Source organism: Hyphomonas sp., assembly GCF_041398465.1.
GTDB lineage: Bacteria > Pseudomonadota > Alphaproteobacteria > Caulobacterales > Hyphomonadaceae > Hyphomonas.
Window position 1 is genome coordinate 311,528 of sequence record NZ_JAWKUS010000003.1, and the last position, 17,373, is coordinate 328,900.

At 60.8% G+C, this 17,373-nt stretch carries 14 protein-coding genes; 7 read left to right on the forward strand and 7 right to left on the reverse strand.

Annotation, left to right across the window (positions count from 1 at the left end; translation table 11 throughout):
* Nucleotides 1-128 precede the first annotated feature (128 nt).
* Nucleotides 129-1,199 carry a GGDEF domain-containing protein gene (locus R3C98_RS11930; protein ID WP_371314300.1) on the forward strand — a complete coding sequence of 357 codons (1,071 nt, stop codon included), beginning with the start codon at nt 129-131 and terminating at the stop codon, nt 1,197-1,199.
* Between the two features lie 9 nt (nt 1,200-1,208).
* Here R3C98_RS11930 and R3C98_RS11935 read toward each other — a convergent pair whose 3' ends face one another.
* Nucleotides 1,209-1,982 carry a hypothetical protein gene (locus R3C98_RS11935; protein WP_371314301.1) on the reverse strand — a complete coding sequence of 258 codons (774 nt, stop codon included), beginning with the start codon at nt 1,980-1,982 and terminating at the stop codon, nt 1,209-1,211.
* Nucleotides 1,983-2,168: 186 nt separating this feature from the next.
* On the opposite strand from R3C98_RS11935, the gene R3C98_RS11940 reads away from it, so the two are divergent.
* Nucleotides 2,169-3,317, forward strand: coding sequence for an acyl-CoA dehydrogenase family protein (locus tag R3C98_RS11940; protein WP_371314302.1), 1,149 nt, complete (start codon nt 2,169-2,171; stop codon nt 3,315-3,317).
* Here R3C98_RS11940 and R3C98_RS11945 read toward each other — a convergent pair.
* From R3C98_RS11945 to R3C98_RS11960, 4 genes are all read right to left on the reverse strand, one after another.
* Nucleotides 3,301-4,539 carry a hypothetical protein gene (locus R3C98_RS11945; RefSeq protein ID WP_371314303.1) on the reverse strand — a complete coding sequence of 413 codons (1,239 nt, stop codon included), beginning with the start codon at nt 4,537-4,539 and terminating at the stop codon, nt 3,301-3,303. The genes R3C98_RS11940 and R3C98_RS11945 overlap by 17 nt on opposite strands.
* Before the next feature lie 69 nt (nt 4,540-4,608).
* On the reverse strand, nt 4,609-5,268 hold the full coding sequence (locus R3C98_RS11950) for a TetR/AcrR family transcriptional regulator (RefSeq protein ID WP_371314304.1): 660 nt from the start codon (nt 5,266-5,268) through the stop codon (nt 4,609-4,611).
* Nucleotides 5,269-5,420: 152 nt separating this feature from the next.
* Nucleotides 5,421-6,089 (reverse strand): TetR/AcrR family transcriptional regulator, encoded by a 669-nt coding sequence (locus R3C98_RS11955; protein WP_371314305.1) that lies wholly within the window; start codon nt 6,087-6,089, stop codon nt 5,421-5,423.
* Between the two features lie 197 nt (nt 6,090-6,286).
* A complete protein-coding gene (locus R3C98_RS11960) occupies nt 6,287-7,825 on the reverse strand; it encodes a flavin-containing monooxygenase (RefSeq protein ID WP_371314306.1) in 1,539 nt (512 codons plus the stop codon).
* A gap of 276 nt (nt 7,826-8,101) precedes the next feature.
* On the opposite strand from R3C98_RS11960, the gene R3C98_RS11965 reads away from it, so the two are divergent.
* From R3C98_RS11965 to R3C98_RS11975, 3 genes are read left to right on the forward strand one after another with little or no spacing between them, the layout of a single operon-like run.
* A complete protein-coding gene (locus tag R3C98_RS11965) occupies nt 8,102-10,105 on the forward strand; it encodes a transglycosylase domain-containing protein (protein WP_371314307.1) in 2,004 nt (667 codons plus the stop codon).
* Between the two features lie 51 nt (nt 10,106-10,156).
* Nucleotides 10,157-11,194 (forward strand): class I SAM-dependent methyltransferase, encoded by a 1,038-nt coding sequence (locus R3C98_RS11970; RefSeq protein WP_371314308.1) that lies wholly within the window; start codon nt 10,157-10,159, stop codon nt 11,192-11,194.
* 10 nt (nt 11,195-11,204) lie between these two features.
* Entirely contained in the window at nt 11,205-11,876 is a 672-nt protein-coding gene (locus tag R3C98_RS11975) for a pseudouridine synthase (RefSeq protein ID WP_371314309.1), read from the forward strand.
* On the opposite strand, the gene R3C98_RS11980 is transcribed toward R3C98_RS11975, so the two are convergent.
* A complete protein-coding gene (locus R3C98_RS11980; RefSeq protein ID WP_371314310.1) occupies nt 11,873-12,727 on the reverse strand; it encodes a TauD/TfdA dioxygenase family protein in 855 nt (284 codons plus the stop codon). The genes R3C98_RS11975 and R3C98_RS11980 overlap by 4 nt on opposite strands.
* Before the next feature lie 267 nt (nt 12,728-12,994).
* Between R3C98_RS11980 and R3C98_RS11985 the strand changes: the two genes are divergently transcribed.
* The gene (locus R3C98_RS11985) at nt 12,995-13,972 is read left to right on the forward strand and encodes a hypothetical protein (protein ID WP_371314311.1); all 978 of its coding nucleotides are present in this window, start codon (nt 12,995-12,997) and stop codon (nt 13,970-13,972) included.
* Here the strand turns inward: R3C98_RS11985 and R3C98_RS11990 are convergent.
* Nucleotides 13,878-15,353 carry a lipopolysaccharide biosynthesis protein gene (locus tag R3C98_RS11990; RefSeq protein WP_371314312.1) on the reverse strand — a complete coding sequence of 492 codons (1,476 nt, stop codon included), beginning with the start codon at nt 15,351-15,353 and terminating at the stop codon, nt 13,878-13,880. The two genes, R3C98_RS11985 and R3C98_RS11990, sit on opposite strands and share 95 nt — an antisense overlap.
* A gap of 95 nt (nt 15,354-15,448) precedes the next feature.
* Between R3C98_RS11990 and R3C98_RS11995 the strand changes: the two genes are divergently transcribed.
* A complete protein-coding gene (locus tag R3C98_RS11995) occupies nt 15,449-17,314 on the forward strand; it encodes an ABC-F family ATP-binding cassette domain-containing protein (RefSeq protein WP_371314313.1) in 1,866 nt (621 codons plus the stop codon).
* Nucleotides 17,315-17,373 lie beyond the last annotated feature (59 nt).

Sequence of the window (17,373 nt, forward strand, 5' to 3'; positions counted from 1 at the left end):
CGCACAGGAAAACAGCGCAATCGCCTGTGTGGCGGGCATTCGGTCGCAGCCTGCGTTAACCGTCAATCAAGCTGGTCCGCGTAAATTTTCAGCGTGGAGAGTTGAATTTCAGGGACGGAATCAAAATCATGCAAGCAGTTGCTACTGCCGAGGCCAAGCCATCGGCCGCCCCTTCGAATGGGTCTGATCTGAAGCAGGTATTCCGAAACGCGCAAAAAGCGTTCGACCTGATCCAGAAGTACCGTACCCCGCCGGAACCGAAGACTTATGCTGTCTGGTACGCTTATGTGAACGCAACCGACAAGCGGGTTGTGGACCGTGTGGACAGCGCGATTGCCCAGAATGGCACGCTGACTCCTTACGACATCAGCGCAATTTTCCGGGAATTGCTGACCGAAGAAACCGGCGCATCCGCCCGCCATACGATTGGCCTCGCCATCGAAAAGGAAATCGACGAGGTCATGAAGATCATCCAGCAGGGTGTTCAGAACAGCGACGATTTCGGTGCCTGCCTCGACAAGGCGAATGAGGAACTGCCCGGAGCGGCGTCCAGCGGAAACATCGCCTCGCTGCTCTCCACCCTGATGGAAGACAACAAGCGAATGGCTGCGACCACGCGCGAATTGAACCAGGGCCTGATGGATTCCCAGAAGCAGATCGCCACGCTCAACCAGGAACTGGAGGAAGTCCAGACCCAGTGCATGCGTGACCCGCTGACCGCGATCGCCAACCGCCGTGCCTTTGACGAGCGGCTGGAACGGGAAGTCCGCGCCGCTGCCGAAACCGGCGAGAAACTGTGCCTGGCGCTGGCTGACATTGACCACTTCAAGGCGGTCAACGACACGTATGGCCACCAGGTCGGCGATGCAGTGCTGCAGCAGTTTGCGGCCGTCGTGACGCAGAACATCAAGGGTCAGGACATGGTCGCCCGCTATGGCGGTGAGGAGTTCGCGGTCATCCTTCCGGAAACGGACCTCTTCTCGGCCTACAACCTGCTTGTGAAGATCAAGTACAACTTCAAGAGCTCTGAAACGCCGATCGAGGGCACGCTGAAGACGATCAAGGACGTGACCGCCTCCTTCGGCCTCGTGCGCTTCGAACCGGGCATGACGCCTCGCGACATGATCGAACAGGCCGATCACTTCCTCTACGAAGCCAAGAATGCCGGCCGCGACCGCGTGAAAGCCAAGGGCTTCTAAAAACCCCGATCAGGCCGTCACTGTTTTGTGGTGCCCCGCACGCTGGGGCATCACAATCATTGCGACAACCATCATCAGGCTGAGCGTTCCGACGATCAGCGGCCTGTCGAGCGCCAGCCCGCCATGGTCCGGCTTGTCGAGGAAGTTGCCCAGCACCGCGCCCAGCGGCCGGGTCAGGACAAAAGCCGCCCAGAAGAGCCACACGCCGTTGATCGTCCGCTTCATCTGCAGGCCGAGCACGACCAGCAGCATGGCGCTGATCACCAGCGCTGACCCCCAATAGCCAAGCCCTGCCGTATCGGCGAACCAGTCTCCCAGCGCGGTACCCAGCGTCTGGGAGAATGTGATGGTGATCCAGTAGAACAGCTCTGTCTTCCGGTCCGCGATCTGGTCGGCGGACACCCGCCCAAGGGCGAACCGCCACGCGATCAGTGACGCGATCACCAATGACAATAGAAGGATCGACCCACCGGTATAGCCGAGACCGATGGAACGTGTGGAATAGTCCGCCAGCGTCGTGCCCGCAGTCGTGGACGCTACGATGGTCAGCCAATAGAGACTGGCGTGGAACCGCCGTGCGAGTATCTGGATCAGGGCGAGCGACACAAAGAGCGTGGCGAGAATGGCGGTCGCGGCCAGATACCCAAGACCCATGTTCATGCTGAACAGATTGCCGCCGACTTCCCCAAGCGTTGTCGCCAGAATCTTGACGATCCAGAAGCCTGCGGTGGCGGCCGGTACCTTGCTGAGAATCTCTTCTGCGGTGGTTTTTTGTTGCTCCATCAGGCGCCTCCCGCGCGGTCAACATGCATTGGCCTAACAAGTGTGCGCCCGGAAAAATAATGAATTATCTTTTGGAATCCGGCTTGGCGGCGCCTTCCCCCACCGTCACCCACGTAGTTTCCCTGATTGCCGATTCTGCCGTGCTGCGCGGTAATGGAATGTCTACTCCGGTGGAGGGAGTGCATCATGGATGGCAGCTTTTACTCGGAAGAATTGTCGGCTCATACTCGTGAGGATGGGCGTGAGTGGGACGAATTCTGCGCCGGAGTAGACGAATTTCTCGATCGCGAACTGACAGAAGACCTGCGGGCCGCCGGGCGCGCGACGACCGGGCTGAAGTCAGACGCCGAAGCCTGCCGGATCTGGCGTGAGAAGCTCAACACCCGGGGCTGGTATGCCCCGACATGGCCGGTGGAACATGGCGGCGCGGGCTGGACGGCGGAACAGCGCATCTACTTTGAAAATGCATGCGCGGCCCGCGATGCGCCGATCCTGATGAATTCCGGGGTACGGACGATTGGCCCCCTGATCATCGAGGCCGGCACACAGGAACAAAAGGACCGTTACCTGCCTGCCATCCTGAATGGCGAGCATGAATGGTGCCAGGGCTTTTCCGAGCCGCAGGCGGGATCTGACCTGTCGGCCCTGTCGATGAAGGCAGAGCGGGACGGCGACGATTTCATCCTGACGGGCAGCAAGATCTGGACGAGCTTTGCCCAGTACGCGACGCACATGTTCCTGCTGGCCCGCTGTGACCCTGCCGAGCATGGCGGCAAAGGCGTCGTCTTCCTCCTGGTGGAGATGGACCGTCCTGGCATTGAGGTGCGCCCGATCAAGTTCATCGATGGCGAGTACGAAACCAACGAAATTTTCTTCAATGGCGTGCGCACCCCGGTGGCGGACCGGATCGGCGAGATCGGCGAAGGCTGGAAAACCGCCAAGCAATTGATGGCGATTGCACGAGGCAACAATACGACGACCGGCTTGCTACGCCGGGCCATGCGAGCCGCCCGCCGGAATGCTGCTGCAAACGGCGCCCTGCCCGCTTCGCTCCAGATACGCTTTGCCGAACTGGAAATGCGGATCGACGGGCTCGAAGCGCTGGATGAGCGCACGAACGAGGGCGTCGGCACGCTGACGGGCGGACCCGCCTCCTCGCAGCTGAAACTGCTCGCGACGGAGCTGCACCAGGCCATCACGGAAGCGGCGCTGGAAGCCGCGCCGGACTGCGATTTCGCGCAGGCCAAATATATGGCCACCCGCGCCGCGACGATCTATTCCGGCACCAGCGAGGTGCACCGGAACATTCTCGCCAAGGCTATTGGCTGTCCGTAGCCGGGGTCGGGGCCGGGGGCGGCTCCCAGTTTTCCAGCCACGCGGCGCTCGACATGGGCACCTCCACGTCTGCCGTCTCCTCTGACCGCCAGCTGCCCTGCTGGTAGGCCGCAACCGCGCGATAGATCAGATTGCAGGCGGCTTTCCTGTCCGGTGTATGCACCGTCGCGCCGAACATTTTTGCGATGACGGAATTATATCCCGAACGCCCCCGTGCGGCGACATAGGCGTCCATTGTGCGGCCCATGGATTCCATCACCTTCGCGTCGTCTGCCGCTTCGCTGAACCAGTCTTCTACCGGGACAGGCCCCGGAGATACGAGCGGGTCCAGAGTGTCGGTCGGAACGATGATCGGCTGCGGCAGGGCTTTCTCCACTTTCTCCAGATCGGAGGCATTGAAGTCGCGCCAGATGGAATTTGACGTTTCCCCCGGTTCCAGAACGGCATCCCGGAAAACCTTCACCTTTTCGACCAGGTCGCGCGCCGTTTCCGGATCTTCCTCGACAATGTTACGCGCCCAGATCAGCTGTGAGTTGGCGAGCGATTTGAGCGTAATGTTTGGTATGCTGCTCCACGGCTCGGTCATCTCGCAGGCACTGGCGAGACGCTCTGCAAACGGCACAGCGGCGTGTCCGAATTGCTCGTTCCGGACGAACCAGCTGCCAGCGGCCGACACGTCCTGATTCTGGACGTCGCCACACGTTTCAGGAGCTTCTTCGCTGGACAGGTAGGGATGGGTCTTCCCGGCCCGCACATGCATGTCCAGCAGAGACGAGATCAGGCTTGTACGCAGATCGCTTTGTTCGACATAGGACAGGCCCTTCTCAACCGGGAAATCGTTCTGCGCCACCGTGTATTTGCGATCACGGTCCGGCAGCGCCCAGAAAGCCTGGCTATAGGTGAACGCTTTCTCGATCTCCGGCATGATCGCATCTGCGCCTGCCTTCTCGGTGTTGAGGGTCTGGGCCTTGGTGAGGTGGGCGACCGCCGCATAGTGCAGCGCATAGGTGTTGTCGGGACACCGGGCCGCTGCACCATCGAACGCCGGCAAAAGGTCGTCGAGTTTGGCCCGCCGGTATCGCACATCCTCAACCGCCTTGAGCAGAGACCCGACGAGACCGCCTTCGCAGTCCAGCTCGGGCTGCGCTTGCGCATTCGCCGGCGCGGCGATGATCACCGACATGATCAGTCCAAGCGCACCCGCCTTCGCCAATCGCCTCATGCCTATCCCTCCGTTTGGTCTTGCGCGCAGGCTAAAGGAGACTTTCCAACAACTCCAGAGAGAACCGGCTCAGTCGAAGGGGCGACCTGTCGCACCGCAGAAAATGAGTTCCGCCCCGCTCATGAAAATGTTGCGGATCGAAACCGTTTGCAGGAGATCGGCGATGTCTTCCGGCAGGGCATCCGGGTCCACATAGGGCAAGGAATCCACTTGCACGGCCCCGGCCGTCAGATTTATCAGCGCCATCAGCATGCGCATGCCGTTGCCGGTTTCGAGGTTCATCATCCGGTCCATTTTGTCCGAAACGGCCTGTCCGCAAGCAAGTATCCGCTGCTTGGAGGAGACCATCGAGTCCAGAGCGACACTCCGCTCAATCGTGCGGGCGAGCTGTGCGCGCAATATGAGCAAGGCGGGATGTTCGATCAGGCTGTCGATAAACGCTTCGCAGAATGCCCGGCCGGACATGCCTTCAGTCAGGCGATCACCAAGCTGAGTGAAAGCCCTTATGAAAGCCCGCTCATAAACGGCGAGGAGCATTTCTTCCTTGTTCCCGAAATACAGAAAGACCGTGCTCTTGGAAATGCCAACCCTGGCAGCGAGCGCCGACACAGCGAACCGCTCATTCCCGGATTTGAGGAGCAGGTCTTCAGCCGCGTCGAGGATCTCGTTGCGGCGGGCTTCTTTTTCCAGGTCGGTACGCGCACGCTGGAAGTCTTCACGGATTGCCATCAGGCACCTCAAGCAATTGCCTGGCTGGGAGCGACGGCCGCGCAATCCCCGACGCGCGGCGCAAGCCGTGTGATTTCCACCCAGAACAGACGACTCATTCAATGTGAGGTACTGTATAGATGAAGTCTATGACGGCAACGTCACTATTGCCATCAACTGCAGTCGTGATTGCTACTTTTGCGGATCCCGATCATCAGAAGTTCCGCACCGCTCAAGAAGGCCTCACGGAAATCGAATGACCGGACGCCATCTGCGACTTCTTCGTCCATCTTTTCGGTCGCAAGGAGTTTGCCAATATCCGCCTGTACGGCCCCGCACATCAGATTGACGAAACTCTTCATCACCCTGCGGCCATCGCCTGCCCCCAGCTTCAGAAGTTCTTCCACATGGTCGGCTGCAGCCGTGCGGTAGAGATAAATCTCCTTCACGGCGTCGTGGATATAGTCCTGATTCAGGCTCTCTTCCACGACACGCATGATCATGGGGCGCATCAGGCGGAATCCCGGAAACTCTATTGCCGTGTCGATAAACGCCTCGCTGAAAGCCCGGTCCGACATGCCTTCGTGGAGCCGGCCCAGAAATGTTTCGAAGAAGTTTTTGCCCACTTGCGTATAGAGTGTGGTCAATAGTTCTTCCCGGTTCCGGAAATGCAGGAAGATCGTGCTTTGAGAAACGCCAAGGCGCTGGGCCACGTTACTGATCGAGAACCTCTGATTGTGGGACTCCAGCATCAGCTTTTCAGCCGCCTCGAGGATCGCGGCGCGGCGGGCAGCGTTTTCCCGGTCGGAGCGTGGGCGCACGAAGTCTTCCCGAATGTTCATTACACCCCTTTAGATTGAATCCGAGGAATTGAAAACCCTTTAATTAACCGATAGTCATTTATCTGTCCCGGGCAAGCCCCGGTCCGCACAAGACCTGCAATAGCCAAAACAGCACCCTCACCGGCATCCGAATTCAGCGCATAAAAAAAGACCCTCCTGCGGGTTGCAGGAGGGTCTTCTTTTTTATGTCAGACAGGTCAGGCGTCGGCAGGTTCCGGCGTCTTCGCCGTCTGTCCCGAATAATCGAACTCCTCTGCATCGAGGTCGATATTCGGCAGTTCGTCTTTCTCGTTCCAGTAGTCCTGCGTGTGCTGCCAGATATATTTGGAGCCGCGCTTCGGCAGGAGGTCCATGGAGCGCATGAGGTAGCTCGGATTGAAGTCCTGCGGATCGATCCAGGGCAGGATTTCCATGTCCTTGTCTTCCTCGCGCAGCTTCACGCGAACCTGGCTGACACCCTTCTCATCCATGTGCTTCAGGAGACGGGTGATGAAGTCGCCCATCAGGTCGACCCGCAGCGTCCATGAAGCGCGGAAGTAACCGAACACCCATGCCATGTTCGGCACACCGGTGAACATCATCCCGCGATACGTGACGGTCTTCGAGAAATCGACAGGCTCGTTATCTACCGTGAACGGAATATCGCCGAGGACGGAGAGATTGAAACCAGTCGCCGTGATGATGATATCGGCTTCCAGTTCCTGGCCACCCTTGGTCAGGATGCCCTTCTCGGTGAAGCGTTCGATCTCGTCGGTCACCACGTCAGCCTTGCCGGATGCGATACCCTGGAACAGGTCGCCATCCGGAACGAAGGCAATGCGCTGGCGCCACGGGCGGTAACGCGGCGTGAAGTGCTTGTCGATCGGATAGTCTTCTCCCAGGAACAGTTTCACGCCTTCGAGCAGTTCCTGCGTGACGACGTCTTCTTCTTCGAGACACCGGCGCGTGAAGTCATGCTGGTCGAACAGGACTTTCTGCCGGGCGATCCGGTGGATCGTATCCCAGTCGATGCCGATCTTTTCGAGTTCCGTCACCAGCTCGTTTTCGTTCCTGCCCGGAATGAAATAGGTCGGCGAACGCTGCAGCACGGTGATATGCTCAACATCCCCGGCGATCGCAGGCACCACTGTGGCAGTCGTTGCGCCGGAGCCGATGCACACAACTTTCTTGCCTTTGAGGTCGATATCCTCCGGCCACAGCTGCGGGTGGACGATCTGGCCCTTGAACTTGTCCATGTCCTGCCAGTCCGGCGTGTAGGGCTTGGTGTAGTTGTAGTAGCCCTGGCACATCCAGAGGAAGTTGCAGGTGAAGGTCAGCACTTCATCCGTTTCGGCGCGGCGCACTTTCAGCGTCCACAGGCTATCCTTGGAGGACCACTCTGCCGACAGGATCTGGTGGCCATAGCGGATGTGCTTGCCGAGGTCGTTTTCCTCGATCACTTCACCCATATAGGTGCGGATCTCTTCGGCGGTGGCGATCGGCGTTCCGGTCCAGGGTTTGAATCGGTAACCGAACGTGTAGAGGTCGGAGTCGGAGCGGATGCCGGGATATTTGTGCCACAGCCAGGTACCGCCGAAGCTCTCCAGCTTTTCGAGCACGGCATAGCTCTTGCCGGGACATTGCGTCTTCATGTGATACGCCGCGCCGACGCCGGAAATGCCGGCCCCTGCAATCAGCACATCGAAATGTTCTACTTTGCCCTCAGCGGGCTTCGCTTTCGTTTCCGTCCCTGTCATGGCTCTCCGTCCATCTGAATTCGGCGCAGCCGGACCACCCGACCGCGCAATTCCTCATGTTGCATTGAAACCAGAAAAATCCCGCCCGCACTACGGGAGACCCCGTATGACGTCGCGGCAGAGGAGCCAATTACCGCACGCATTTTGGGCCGGTGCCCGGCGCTAGCGCCAAAATCCCCGGCTGGCTGTCCCTGCTGCAGGCAGGGCGTGCCTTCACACTGCCGTAATCCTCTCGCATTTACCCTCAGCGATTATCGATTCTACTGGCAGGCGGACATGGCGCAGAAGGGTAAGAAAACCCCGGCCCAACGGACGATCAAGGTGCCCGGCGGTGGCTTTGCCTCCCGCCACCCCCGTCTGGTGCGCTACACGCTGATTGTGTTCCTGGTCGTCTTCCTGGTCGTCGGTGGCTGGGGCTTCTGGAAATGGCGCTCTCTCTATGCCGGCATGCCGAAATTGCCTGAGGTGGCAGACCTCTGGGCTGTGAAACGCGAAGCCGCCATCGAATTCATCGACCATGACGGCAACACGCTGGACGTGCGCGGCCCCCGTTACGGCCGGGCGACATCCGTGGACCAGCTGCCGGAATACGTGCCGCAGGCCTTCATCGCCGCTGAGGACAAGCGCTTTTACGAGCATGACGGGGCAGATGATGCCGCGATCGCCCGCGCGGCCTGGTCAAACCTGCGTGCAGGAGAGACCGTCTCCGGCGCCTCCACGATCACGCAGCAGCTCATCAAGAACCTCGTGCTGACGTCTCACCAGACGGTGAAGCGCAAGGCGCAGGAGGTGAAGCTCGCACGAGAGCTGGAAACCAGAATGAGCAAGGACGAGATCCTCTCGCTCTATCTGAACCGGGTCTATTTCGGCGCGGGGCTCTACGGCATCGACGCGGCGGCACGCTATTATTTCGGCAAGGAGCCGCAGAAGCTGACCGTGGCAGAAGCCGCGATCCTCGCCGCCCTGCCCAAGGCGCCGTCCAAGCTGAACCTGCGCGAGAACCTGGAAGGCGCAAAGGAACGCCAGTCCTACGTCCTCGCCCAGATGGTGGATCTCGGTTTCATTCGTCCTGCCGACGCGGAAGCCGCGAAAGTCGAAGACATCACCATCATCGATCCGCCGACCTATGACCCCCAGCTTGGCTATGCGCTGGATGCAGTGTCCGAGCGGGTCAAGGCCATGCTGCCCCGCATTCCGGGCGACCTCGTCGTGACCGTCTCGCTGGACATCCCCCTGCAGGAAAAGGTCCGGGCGCAGCTGGCCAAACGTATGGAAAGTGACGGAGCAGAAGAAGGCGCGAGCCAGATGGCTGCGATCCTGATTCAGAAAGACGGCCGGGTCGCCGCGCTCGTCGGCGGAACCGACTACACAAGTTCGGAGTTCAACCGCGTCACGCAGGCCCTGCGCCAGCCGGGCTCCAGCTTCAAGCCGTTCGTCTATGCCACGGCATTGGAAGACGGCTACTCACCTTATGATGTGTTCGAGGATGCCCCGATCACCATCGGCAAATGGAACCCGTCCAACTATACCGGCGCCTATCTGGGCCCCATGACGATGAGCGAGGCCATCGCCCGCTCCATCAATACGGTCGCGGTGGAACTGACCCAGCTATCCGGCCCCGCCCGCGTGGCTGCGACAGCCCGGCGTTTCGGCATCACGACAAAGCTGGAAGCTTATCCCTCCATCGCGCTTGGCAGCCAGGAAGTCTCCTTGTGGGAGCTGACGCGCGCCTATGGCGTGTTCCAGTCCGGCGGTTTGCGCCTTGACCCGTGGCTGATCGAGAAGATCGAGGATTCCCGCGGCGTCGTCCTCTATGAGCGCCCGGACTATGATCGCGACCGTGTGTACTCGGAAGAACTCTCCCGCGAGATGAATGCGATGCTCTACCGCGTCGTGAATTCCGATATCGGCACCGGTGGCCGGGCGCGCATCAAGAACTGGACTGTCGCAGGCAAGACAGGCACCAGCCAGGACTGGCGCGATGCATGGTTCATCGGATACTCGGCGGATTATGTCGGCGGCATCTGGGTCGGCAATGACGACGACAAGCCGATGAAGAAAGTGACCGGCGGCGGCCTGCCTGCAGACCTCTGGTCAGACATGATGGAACTTGCCCATGCAGGAAAAACACCTCAGCGCCTGATCGGCGCCGAAAGCGGCCTGATCGTCAGCGAGGAGGCCGAAGCCCGCATCGCCTTCTATCGCGGCCTCAGCCAGGCCTTCTCCATCGCGGCGGGCCAGCCGCTGGCCGGGCGCAGCGGTTACCGGGTCGAACGCTAGGCACCGCATCGCCCGATTGCGCCCGCCCCGTCATGCGCGTAGAGAGCGCCCATGTTTGACGCCGTTGTTTTCGATACGCTTTCCCTCGCCTTTGAAGAGGCTGACTTGTTGCCGGAGACGGGCAATATCCTCTGCCTGCGCGCCGAGGCCGTACCCTTTCTGATGCGCCTGCCGAAAGAGCGCCTGACCTGCCAGAACAGTTTCAAACCTGATCATGATGCGCTGAAGGCCGCCGGATTCACAGTCCTGCCGCCGGAGACGGAGACATTCCCGTCCGCCGCGCTGACCGTCATCCTGCCGCCTCGCCAGCGGGACGAGGCCCGCGCCCTGTTCGCCCGCGCCATGCGCGATGCGCCAGTCGGCGGCGTGATCGTGGCGAGCCTGCCGAACACGCTGGGCGCCAAGACGGGCGAGAAAATCCTCGCGGAACTCGCCGGCGAAACTCAGAGCCTGTCGAAGCACAAATGCCGTGCCTTCTGGGCAACCAAGACCGAAGACTGGAACGCTCCGCTGGCGGAAGAGTGGATTGCATTCGACACGCCGCAGGAAGTCGACGATGGCGCCCTGTGGAGCCGGCCGGGCCTCTTCAGCTGGGACCGTGTGGACGCCGGCAGCGAATTGCTGGCCGACAGCATTCCGGAATGGATCCGCGGGAATGGTGCAGACTTCGGCGCCGGCCAGGGCTATCTCTCCCGCGAAGTGCTAACGAACTGCCAGCACGTCGAAAGCATGACCCTGTTCGAGGCGGAATATCGCGCCCTCGCCTGCCAGCAGAAGAACCTCGAAGGCTTCGCCAACTGGACGGCGCACTGGGCCGACGCCACGAAGGATGCCCCGAAAGCGGAATTCGACTTCATCGTCATGAACCCGCCCTTCCACACGGGCCGGGCGGACAGCACCTCGCTGGGACAGGATTTTATCCGCGCCGCAGCAAACGCCCTCAAGACTGGCGGCACGCTCTGGCTCGTCGCCAACCGGCACCTGCCCTATGAGAGCGTGCTGGCCGAGTGTTTCAAGAGCCACGAGATGCTGGAAGACGAGGGCGGCTACAAGATCATCAAGGCCGAGAAGCCGAAGCGGAAGCGGTGACACCCACGCCATGAAGGAAGCGCGCCAGCTCGCGAAATACCTTGCCCATCTCGGCTATGGCAGCCGCAAGGAGATGGAAGCCGCCATCCGCCGCGGCCGCCTGACAGACGAAGGCGATGACCTCCGCTTCGATGGTGAGCCGCTGGACCCGCCACCCGGCATGGTCATCCTGATGAACAAGCCCGCGGGCTTCACCTGCTCCCGTGCCGATCAGGGACGGCTCGTCTATGAGCTGCTGCCGCCGCGTTTCCTGTTGCGGACACCGCCGCTTTCAAGCGTCGGCCGCCTCGATGCCGACACGACCGGGCTCCTTCTGTTTACGGATGACGGGAAACTGCTGCACCGGCTGATCTCTCCAAAATCCGAGATGCCGAAAACCTATGAGGCGACCGTTGCCCGCCCGCTGGAAGGCCATGAGGCAGACCTGTTCGCCAGCGGCACGCTGATGCTGCGCGGCGAGGACAAACCCCTCCTGCCCGCGCAGTTGGAAGTGACCGGCGAGCGCACCGCGCGCCTCACCATCACGGAAGGCCGCTACCATCAGGTGCGCCGCATGTTCGCCGCCGCCGGCAATCATGTCGAAACCCTCCACCGCGCCGCCTTCGGCCCCCTCACCCTCGGCGACCTGCCAGAGGGTGAATGGCGCCTGCTGAGCGAGGACGAAGTGGCCTCTCTCGCCTAGGCCGCTGCCTTGAAGTATGGCCGGTCGCCCGCGATGGTGACGCGTTCCATGATGCGGACGTTCGGGAAATAGTCGCTGGCGGCATAATGCTGGCAGGCGCGGTTGTCCCAGAAGGCCAGCGAACCTGGCGCCCAGCGGAAGCGGCACTGGTATTCCGGAATGGCGGCGCGCGAGTAGAGATACTTCAGCAGCTCGTCGCTCTCCTTGCGGTCCATGCCCTTGATATGGTCCGTGAAACCCGTGTTGACGTAAATCAGCCGCTGGCCGGTCTCCGGATGGGTGCGGATAACGGGATGCTCCATGGGTGGGTATTTGGCGTGAAGCTCTGTCGCGTCCTTCTTCAGGCGCTTGGCGAACACGCGGGCGATGTCATGCACCGCCGTCATCTGGCAGAGCCGCGCTTTCAGGCCATCATCGAGGTCTTCATACGCCATCACCATATTGGAAAAGAGCGTGTCCCCGCCGACCTCCGGCAGTTCGATGGCGCGCAGGATGGAGCCCAGCGACGGCGCCTCGCGCCAGGTCACGTCAGAGTGCCAGGAATTCTCCGTGCCGCGGGAGTTGGGCCCGTGCGCAATGCGGAGGACTTCACGGTCCGGCTGCTCCAACGGCGTGGCCGGGTGGATTTCCAGTTCCCCGAACTTGCGGGCAAAGGCGATGTGCTGCTGGCGGGTGATGTCCTGATCGCGGAAGAAGACGACCTGATAGCGCAGCAGCGCGGCGCGGACTTCAGAGACCAGCACATCGGTCGGGTTGCGTAGGTCCGCCCCGATCAGCTCCGCCCCGATGGCGGGCGACAGGCGGCGGGCCTCGAATTGCGTGAACGCAGTCTCATTGTCCGAATAAGCCAATTTTGTTCCTCCCGGTTATGTTTTTCAGGAGTGTAGCAGTCTGCCCCATGTCTGGGAAAGCCGGACAATATGGGCGGATAGCCTAGGCTTGGTCGTCAGGAAGGTTTCGAGACGACACGCAGCATCTCGAAGCGCCAACTTTTTTGATTCTGGTTACTCTTTTTCATGGAATCTTTATATCGTTAAGGTAATATTCCCCTTAGACGAGATTCCACCAGAACGCAGAAGTTTCCATACAGGTTTGGCCAGGACGGCCAGGGAGTAACATTGTCTTTCGGACGCCACCGGGTCGCGATCCTCCACACTGAGGATGAGCCGCAGAACATTCGCAGGCACCTGATCTGCATCATTGAAGATGCGCTGAAGCAGCTGGGCGTGGACATCGTAGACCTGTACGGCACAGACAAATTCGTGCCGGCAGATCTATTGTTCGTACATTATGATCGATCGGTCGTGCCGACACATGTCGAGCGCTTCGCGAGGCAATATCGCCGCCGGATCAATGCCGGTGCGCGCGATATCCGGAAGCATACCTATGCCGACGGCCTGCTCGCTCCGGACAGCCCCTATGAAGGCCGCGTCATTGTTAAATCCACGCTGAACTATGGCGGTCAGCCGGAAGAGAGCTCCCGGTCCCTGCTCACCCGGATCCGCAACAAGGCCAGCCGCCTCGCGGGCCTGCGGGACGCCCCGTTGATTCACTCCAAGCAGGGCTACCGGATCTATGAGCGGCTATCGGATGTGCCGGCGGCCTATTTTTCGCATCACCACGTCGTTCAGAAGCTGCAGCCGGAATGGGATGGCGAGAAAAATATTCTCAGGGAATACATATTCCTCGGCAACAATCATTTCGAGAATATCGAGCGTTCATCGGACCTGATCATCACCGAAGACGAAAATGTCTCCTGCCATCCGTTCAATCCGCATCCGCGCCTGCTGGAGATGCGCAGGAAGCTGAAGCTTGACTATGGCAAGCTTGATTACACGATGATCGATGGCGAACCCTTCATTTTCGATGCGAACAAGACGCTGGGCCTTGGCGAATATGTCGACCAGGACGCCTCCAGTACCGAATATGTCAGCATGCTGCATGCATTCGCGCTCGAAATCGTTCGCATTCTCAACGACCCGGAGTTCCGGTCCTACGACCTCACCCGCCTGCACGGCGCCCTGAGAGCAGGCCCAGCGCGGTTGCCTCAACCCCAGCCGGGCGCCCTGCCAGCTGCCAAAGTGCAAAATGGCTGATCACATAGGTCAGCGCGCCGAGGCCTGACAGGGTCACGGCGCGCACCACGACCGGCATGAGTGCGTCATCTCCTTCCGCAAAGAGCATGGTCCGCAATGTGATCACAACGCCGGCCATGATGAGCGCTGCGAGCGCAGAACGTACGATCGCACCCGCCTGACCTGCAAAGCTGATCCCGGCAGTCCGGGCGACCAGACTGCCGCACAGTCCCCACCATATGACCGCGGTCACCACTGTGGCGCCGAGCGCGCCATTGAGCCCTGCGAAATAGACGCCCGCCAGGATCATCGGCAGGTGCACCAGGACGGAAATCACCTTCACACCGAATACGGCACGCGTATGGCCCAGCGAGATCGTGAGCGACGTGCACAGCCCCGCGAGCAGGTGCAGCGCCATTGCAGGTGCGATGAAACCCAGCACCAGCGCCGCGACAGACCATTTCGGTCCGAGCGCGATGGCGATGATTTCAGGTGACAACAATCCCATGCCGACGCACACCGGTGCGATAAAGGCAAAGCCGAAATGCATGGCTTTCAGGAAAGTACCCCGAAGGCGTTCGGGGTCATGACGGATGGAGCTGAACGCAGCGAACAAGGTGCGCTCCATCGGGGCGTACAGCACCAGTTCCAGCCTGTCCGCGAATTGCGATCCGACGGACCATGCACCGAGGCGCGAAATGCCGACATATTTGCCGATCAGGAATGTACCTGTTTTGTCGCGCACACTGTCGGCAATCTGGCCCAGACCCAGCCAGACAGAAAAGCCGAAAAACTTCCGGAACTCCGACAGGCAAAAAGCCGGCAAACGCGGGCAGAGCACATAGGACAAGATGACCGCCGCGACGCCGGATGAGATAAGGCTGAGCGGCAACGCCCAATAGCTGCGGGTCGCGATACTGATGCCAAGGACGACAGAAAAGGACACCACTTTGGTGAGCGTCTCCACCAGCGCTTCCCAGCGAAAATCCATGTCGCGCGTATATTGTTCGAACCACGCATTCCGAAGGCCCAGCAGGACCGGATAGGAAGAGAGTGCGAGCACGATCGCCAGGAGACGCGGATCATCAAACACTATGGCAATCGGCCAGGCGCACGCGGCCATCATGGCCGCAACAATGAGACCGCGGAGAAAATTGATCGTCCACGCCGTGTCGAAGTCGGCTTTGGTTGCGGTCTTCAGTTGCACGAGTGCCGTACCGACCGGCAGCTCCACCAGCGCTGCAGCAATACCAAATACACCCATCGCAATCGCAACCACTCCGAAATCTTCCGGCGTGAGGAAGCGGGCCGCAACCAACGTGCTGGCGAGACCTACAACATTGCTGAATATCCGTCCGGCGAGCAGCCAGGACGTACCCTGCAGGATCTGCCGCTTTAACATGGAGCTCCCTGCTTCCGGGTTCGCTTCGCCCGGATGGGCGTCGTTTCATGGCTATATATAGGCAAGTTTAAGGAACCCTTTGTCTGGCCTCGCTGATGTGCCCTCTGGCGCCAACCCGCCCCTCACGCTACATCGCCGCCATGGCCGCGCCTCCGCTGATCACGCTTACCGATATCCGCCTCTCTTTCGGGGGCAAGCCCCTGTTCACGGGGGTCAGCTTCTCCCTGTCAAAGGGCGAGCGCGTGGCATTGGTGGGCCGCAATGGCGCGGGTAAATCCACGCTGATGAAGATCATCTCCGAACGCGTGGAAGCCGACAGCGGCGAGGTCTGGCGCCAGCCGGGTATCACCTTCGCCAGCGTCGCGCAGGAACCGGACCTTGCCGGATTCGAAACGGTGCTCGCCTATGCCAGCGAAGGCCTCGACGGCGAATATATGGCCGAAGCCGAACTGATGGAGTTCGGCGTCGAGGCGGATGCAGACCCGGCCACGCTTTCCGGCGGCCAGCTGCGCCGGGCGGCGCTCGCCAAGGCCTTCGCCGCCGATCCGGACGTTTTACTGCTGGACGAGCCGACCAACCATCTCGACGTGCCGATGATCGAGCAGCTGGAAGCGCGCCTGAAAAGCTTCAACGGCGTCGTGCTCGTCGTCAGCCACGACCGCCGCTTCCTCGAGAACATCTCCACCAACACGCTCTGGCTGCGCCAGGGCAAGGTGCTTAAGAGCCCGGAAGGCTATGTGAAGTTCGACGAATGGGCCGAACAGATCGAGGTGGAGGAAGAACGCCAGCTGCGCCGGATGACGACGCACCTGAAGGACGAGCAGCACTGGCTGGCCCGCGGCGTCACGGGCCGTCGCAAGCGCAACCAGGGCCGCCTCGCCAAGCTGAAAGACCTGCGCGCCGAGCACGCCGAGATGCGCGCCGCCCTGCAGGACCGCAAGGCCACGGCAGACCTCAGCGTCGATGCCGGGGACTCGATGAGCAAGAAGGTGATCGAGGCGCGGCACCTGACCAAGACCTATGAGGGCCCCGACGGCCCTTTCACGCTGGTCAACGATCTCTCGATGAAGATCCTGCGCGGCGACAGGATCGGTATCATCGGTCCGAACGGGGTCGGCAAGACAACGCTGGTCAAACTCCTCCTCGGCCGGATCGAACCGGACAGCGGCAGCGTGAAACACTCGAAAACGCTAGAGGTCACCTACCAGGACCAGACGCGCGAGACGCTGAACCCGAAGGACACGATCTGGGAAGCCCTCGCCCCGAATGGCGGCGACTCCATCATGGTGCAGGGCCGCCAGCGCCACGTGGCAGCCTATGCAAAGGACTTCCTGTTTGCACCGGACCAACTGCGCCAGCCGGTCGGCGCGCTTTCTGGCGGTGAACGCAACCGGCTCGCCCTCGCCATTGGCCTGGCCCAGCCGTCGAACCTGCTCGTCATGGACGAACCGACCAACGATCTGGACATGCAGACGCTGGACCTGCTGGAAGACATGCTGCTCGGCTATGAAGGCACGCTGATCCTCGTCAGCCACGACAGGGCCTTCCTCGATGAGACCGTCACCAGCTGCCTCTGCCCTGTCGGAAACGGCGAGTGGATCGTCACAGCGGGCGGCTGGAGCGATGCGCAGGAACAGCTGAAAGGCTTCCGGCAGAGAGGCGCAGTGAATACTCCGAAGGCGGAAAAACCGAAGACAGACAATGCACAGCGCCCGAAACCTCAGACAAAACTCTCCTTCAAGGACGAGCATCGCCAAAAGGAACTGGACGCGCTGATCCCGAAACTGCAGGCGGAAATCGCCAAGCTGGAACAGGACATGTCAGACCCGGATCTCTATGCCCGCGATGCGGACGCCTTCAACAGGAAGTCCACCCGCGTCGGCGCGGCGCGCGAGGAACTCGACATGGCCGAGTTGGAATGGTTGGAGATCGAGGAAAAGCGCGAAGCGCTGGCGAAATAGGTCCTCCGAAAAGAACGCCCGGCGGCGAACACTTCGTTAAGCAGGCCTTACTAAACTCA

Bases quoted from the DNA above. Each gene is read 5' to 3' on its own strand.
- R3C98_RS11970 (WP_371314308.1), top strand. From the start codon at position 10,157: ATGTTTGACGCCGTTGTTTTCGATACGCTTTCCCTCGCCTTTGAAGAG.
- R3C98_RS11975 (WP_371314309.1), top strand. From the start codon at position 11,205: ATGAAGGAAGCGCGCCAGCTCGCGAAATACCTTGCCCATCTCGGCTAT.
- R3C98_RS11950 (WP_371314304.1), bottom strand. From the start codon at position 5,268: ATGGCAATCCGTGAAGACTTCCAGCGTGCGCGTACCGACCTGGAAAAA.
- R3C98_RS11960 (WP_371314306.1), bottom strand. From the start codon at position 7,825: ATGACAGGGACGGAAACGAAAGCGAAGCCCGCTGAGGGCAAAGTAGAA.
- R3C98_RS11965 (WP_371314307.1), top strand. From the start codon at position 8,102: ATGGCGCAGAAGGGTAAGAAAACCCCGGCCCAACGGACGATCAAGGTG.
- R3C98_RS11940 (WP_371314302.1), top strand. From the start codon at position 2,169: ATGGATGGCAGCTTTTACTCGGAAGAATTGTCGGCTCATACTCGTGAG.
- R3C98_RS11930 (WP_371314300.1), top strand. From the start codon at position 129: ATGCAAGCAGTTGCTACTGCCGAGGCCAAGCCATCGGCCGCCCCTTCG.
- R3C98_RS11995 (WP_371314313.1), top strand. From the start codon at position 15,449: ATGTGCCCTCTGGCGCCAACCCGCCCCTCACGCTACATCGCCGCCATG.
- R3C98_RS11990 (WP_371314312.1), bottom strand. From the start codon at position 15,353: ATGTTAAAGCGGCAGATCCTGCAGGGTACGTCCTGGCTGCTCGCCGGA.
- R3C98_RS11945 (WP_371314303.1), bottom strand. From the start codon at position 4,539: ATGAGGCGATTGGCGAAGGCGGGTGCGCTTGGACTGATCATGTCGGTG.
- R3C98_RS11955 (WP_371314305.1), bottom strand. From the start codon at position 6,089: ATGAACATTCGGGAAGACTTCGTGCGCCCACGCTCCGACCGGGAAAAC.
- R3C98_RS11935 (WP_371314301.1), bottom strand. From the start codon at position 1,982: ATGGAGCAACAAAAAACCACCGCAGAAGAGATTCTCAGCAAGGTACCG.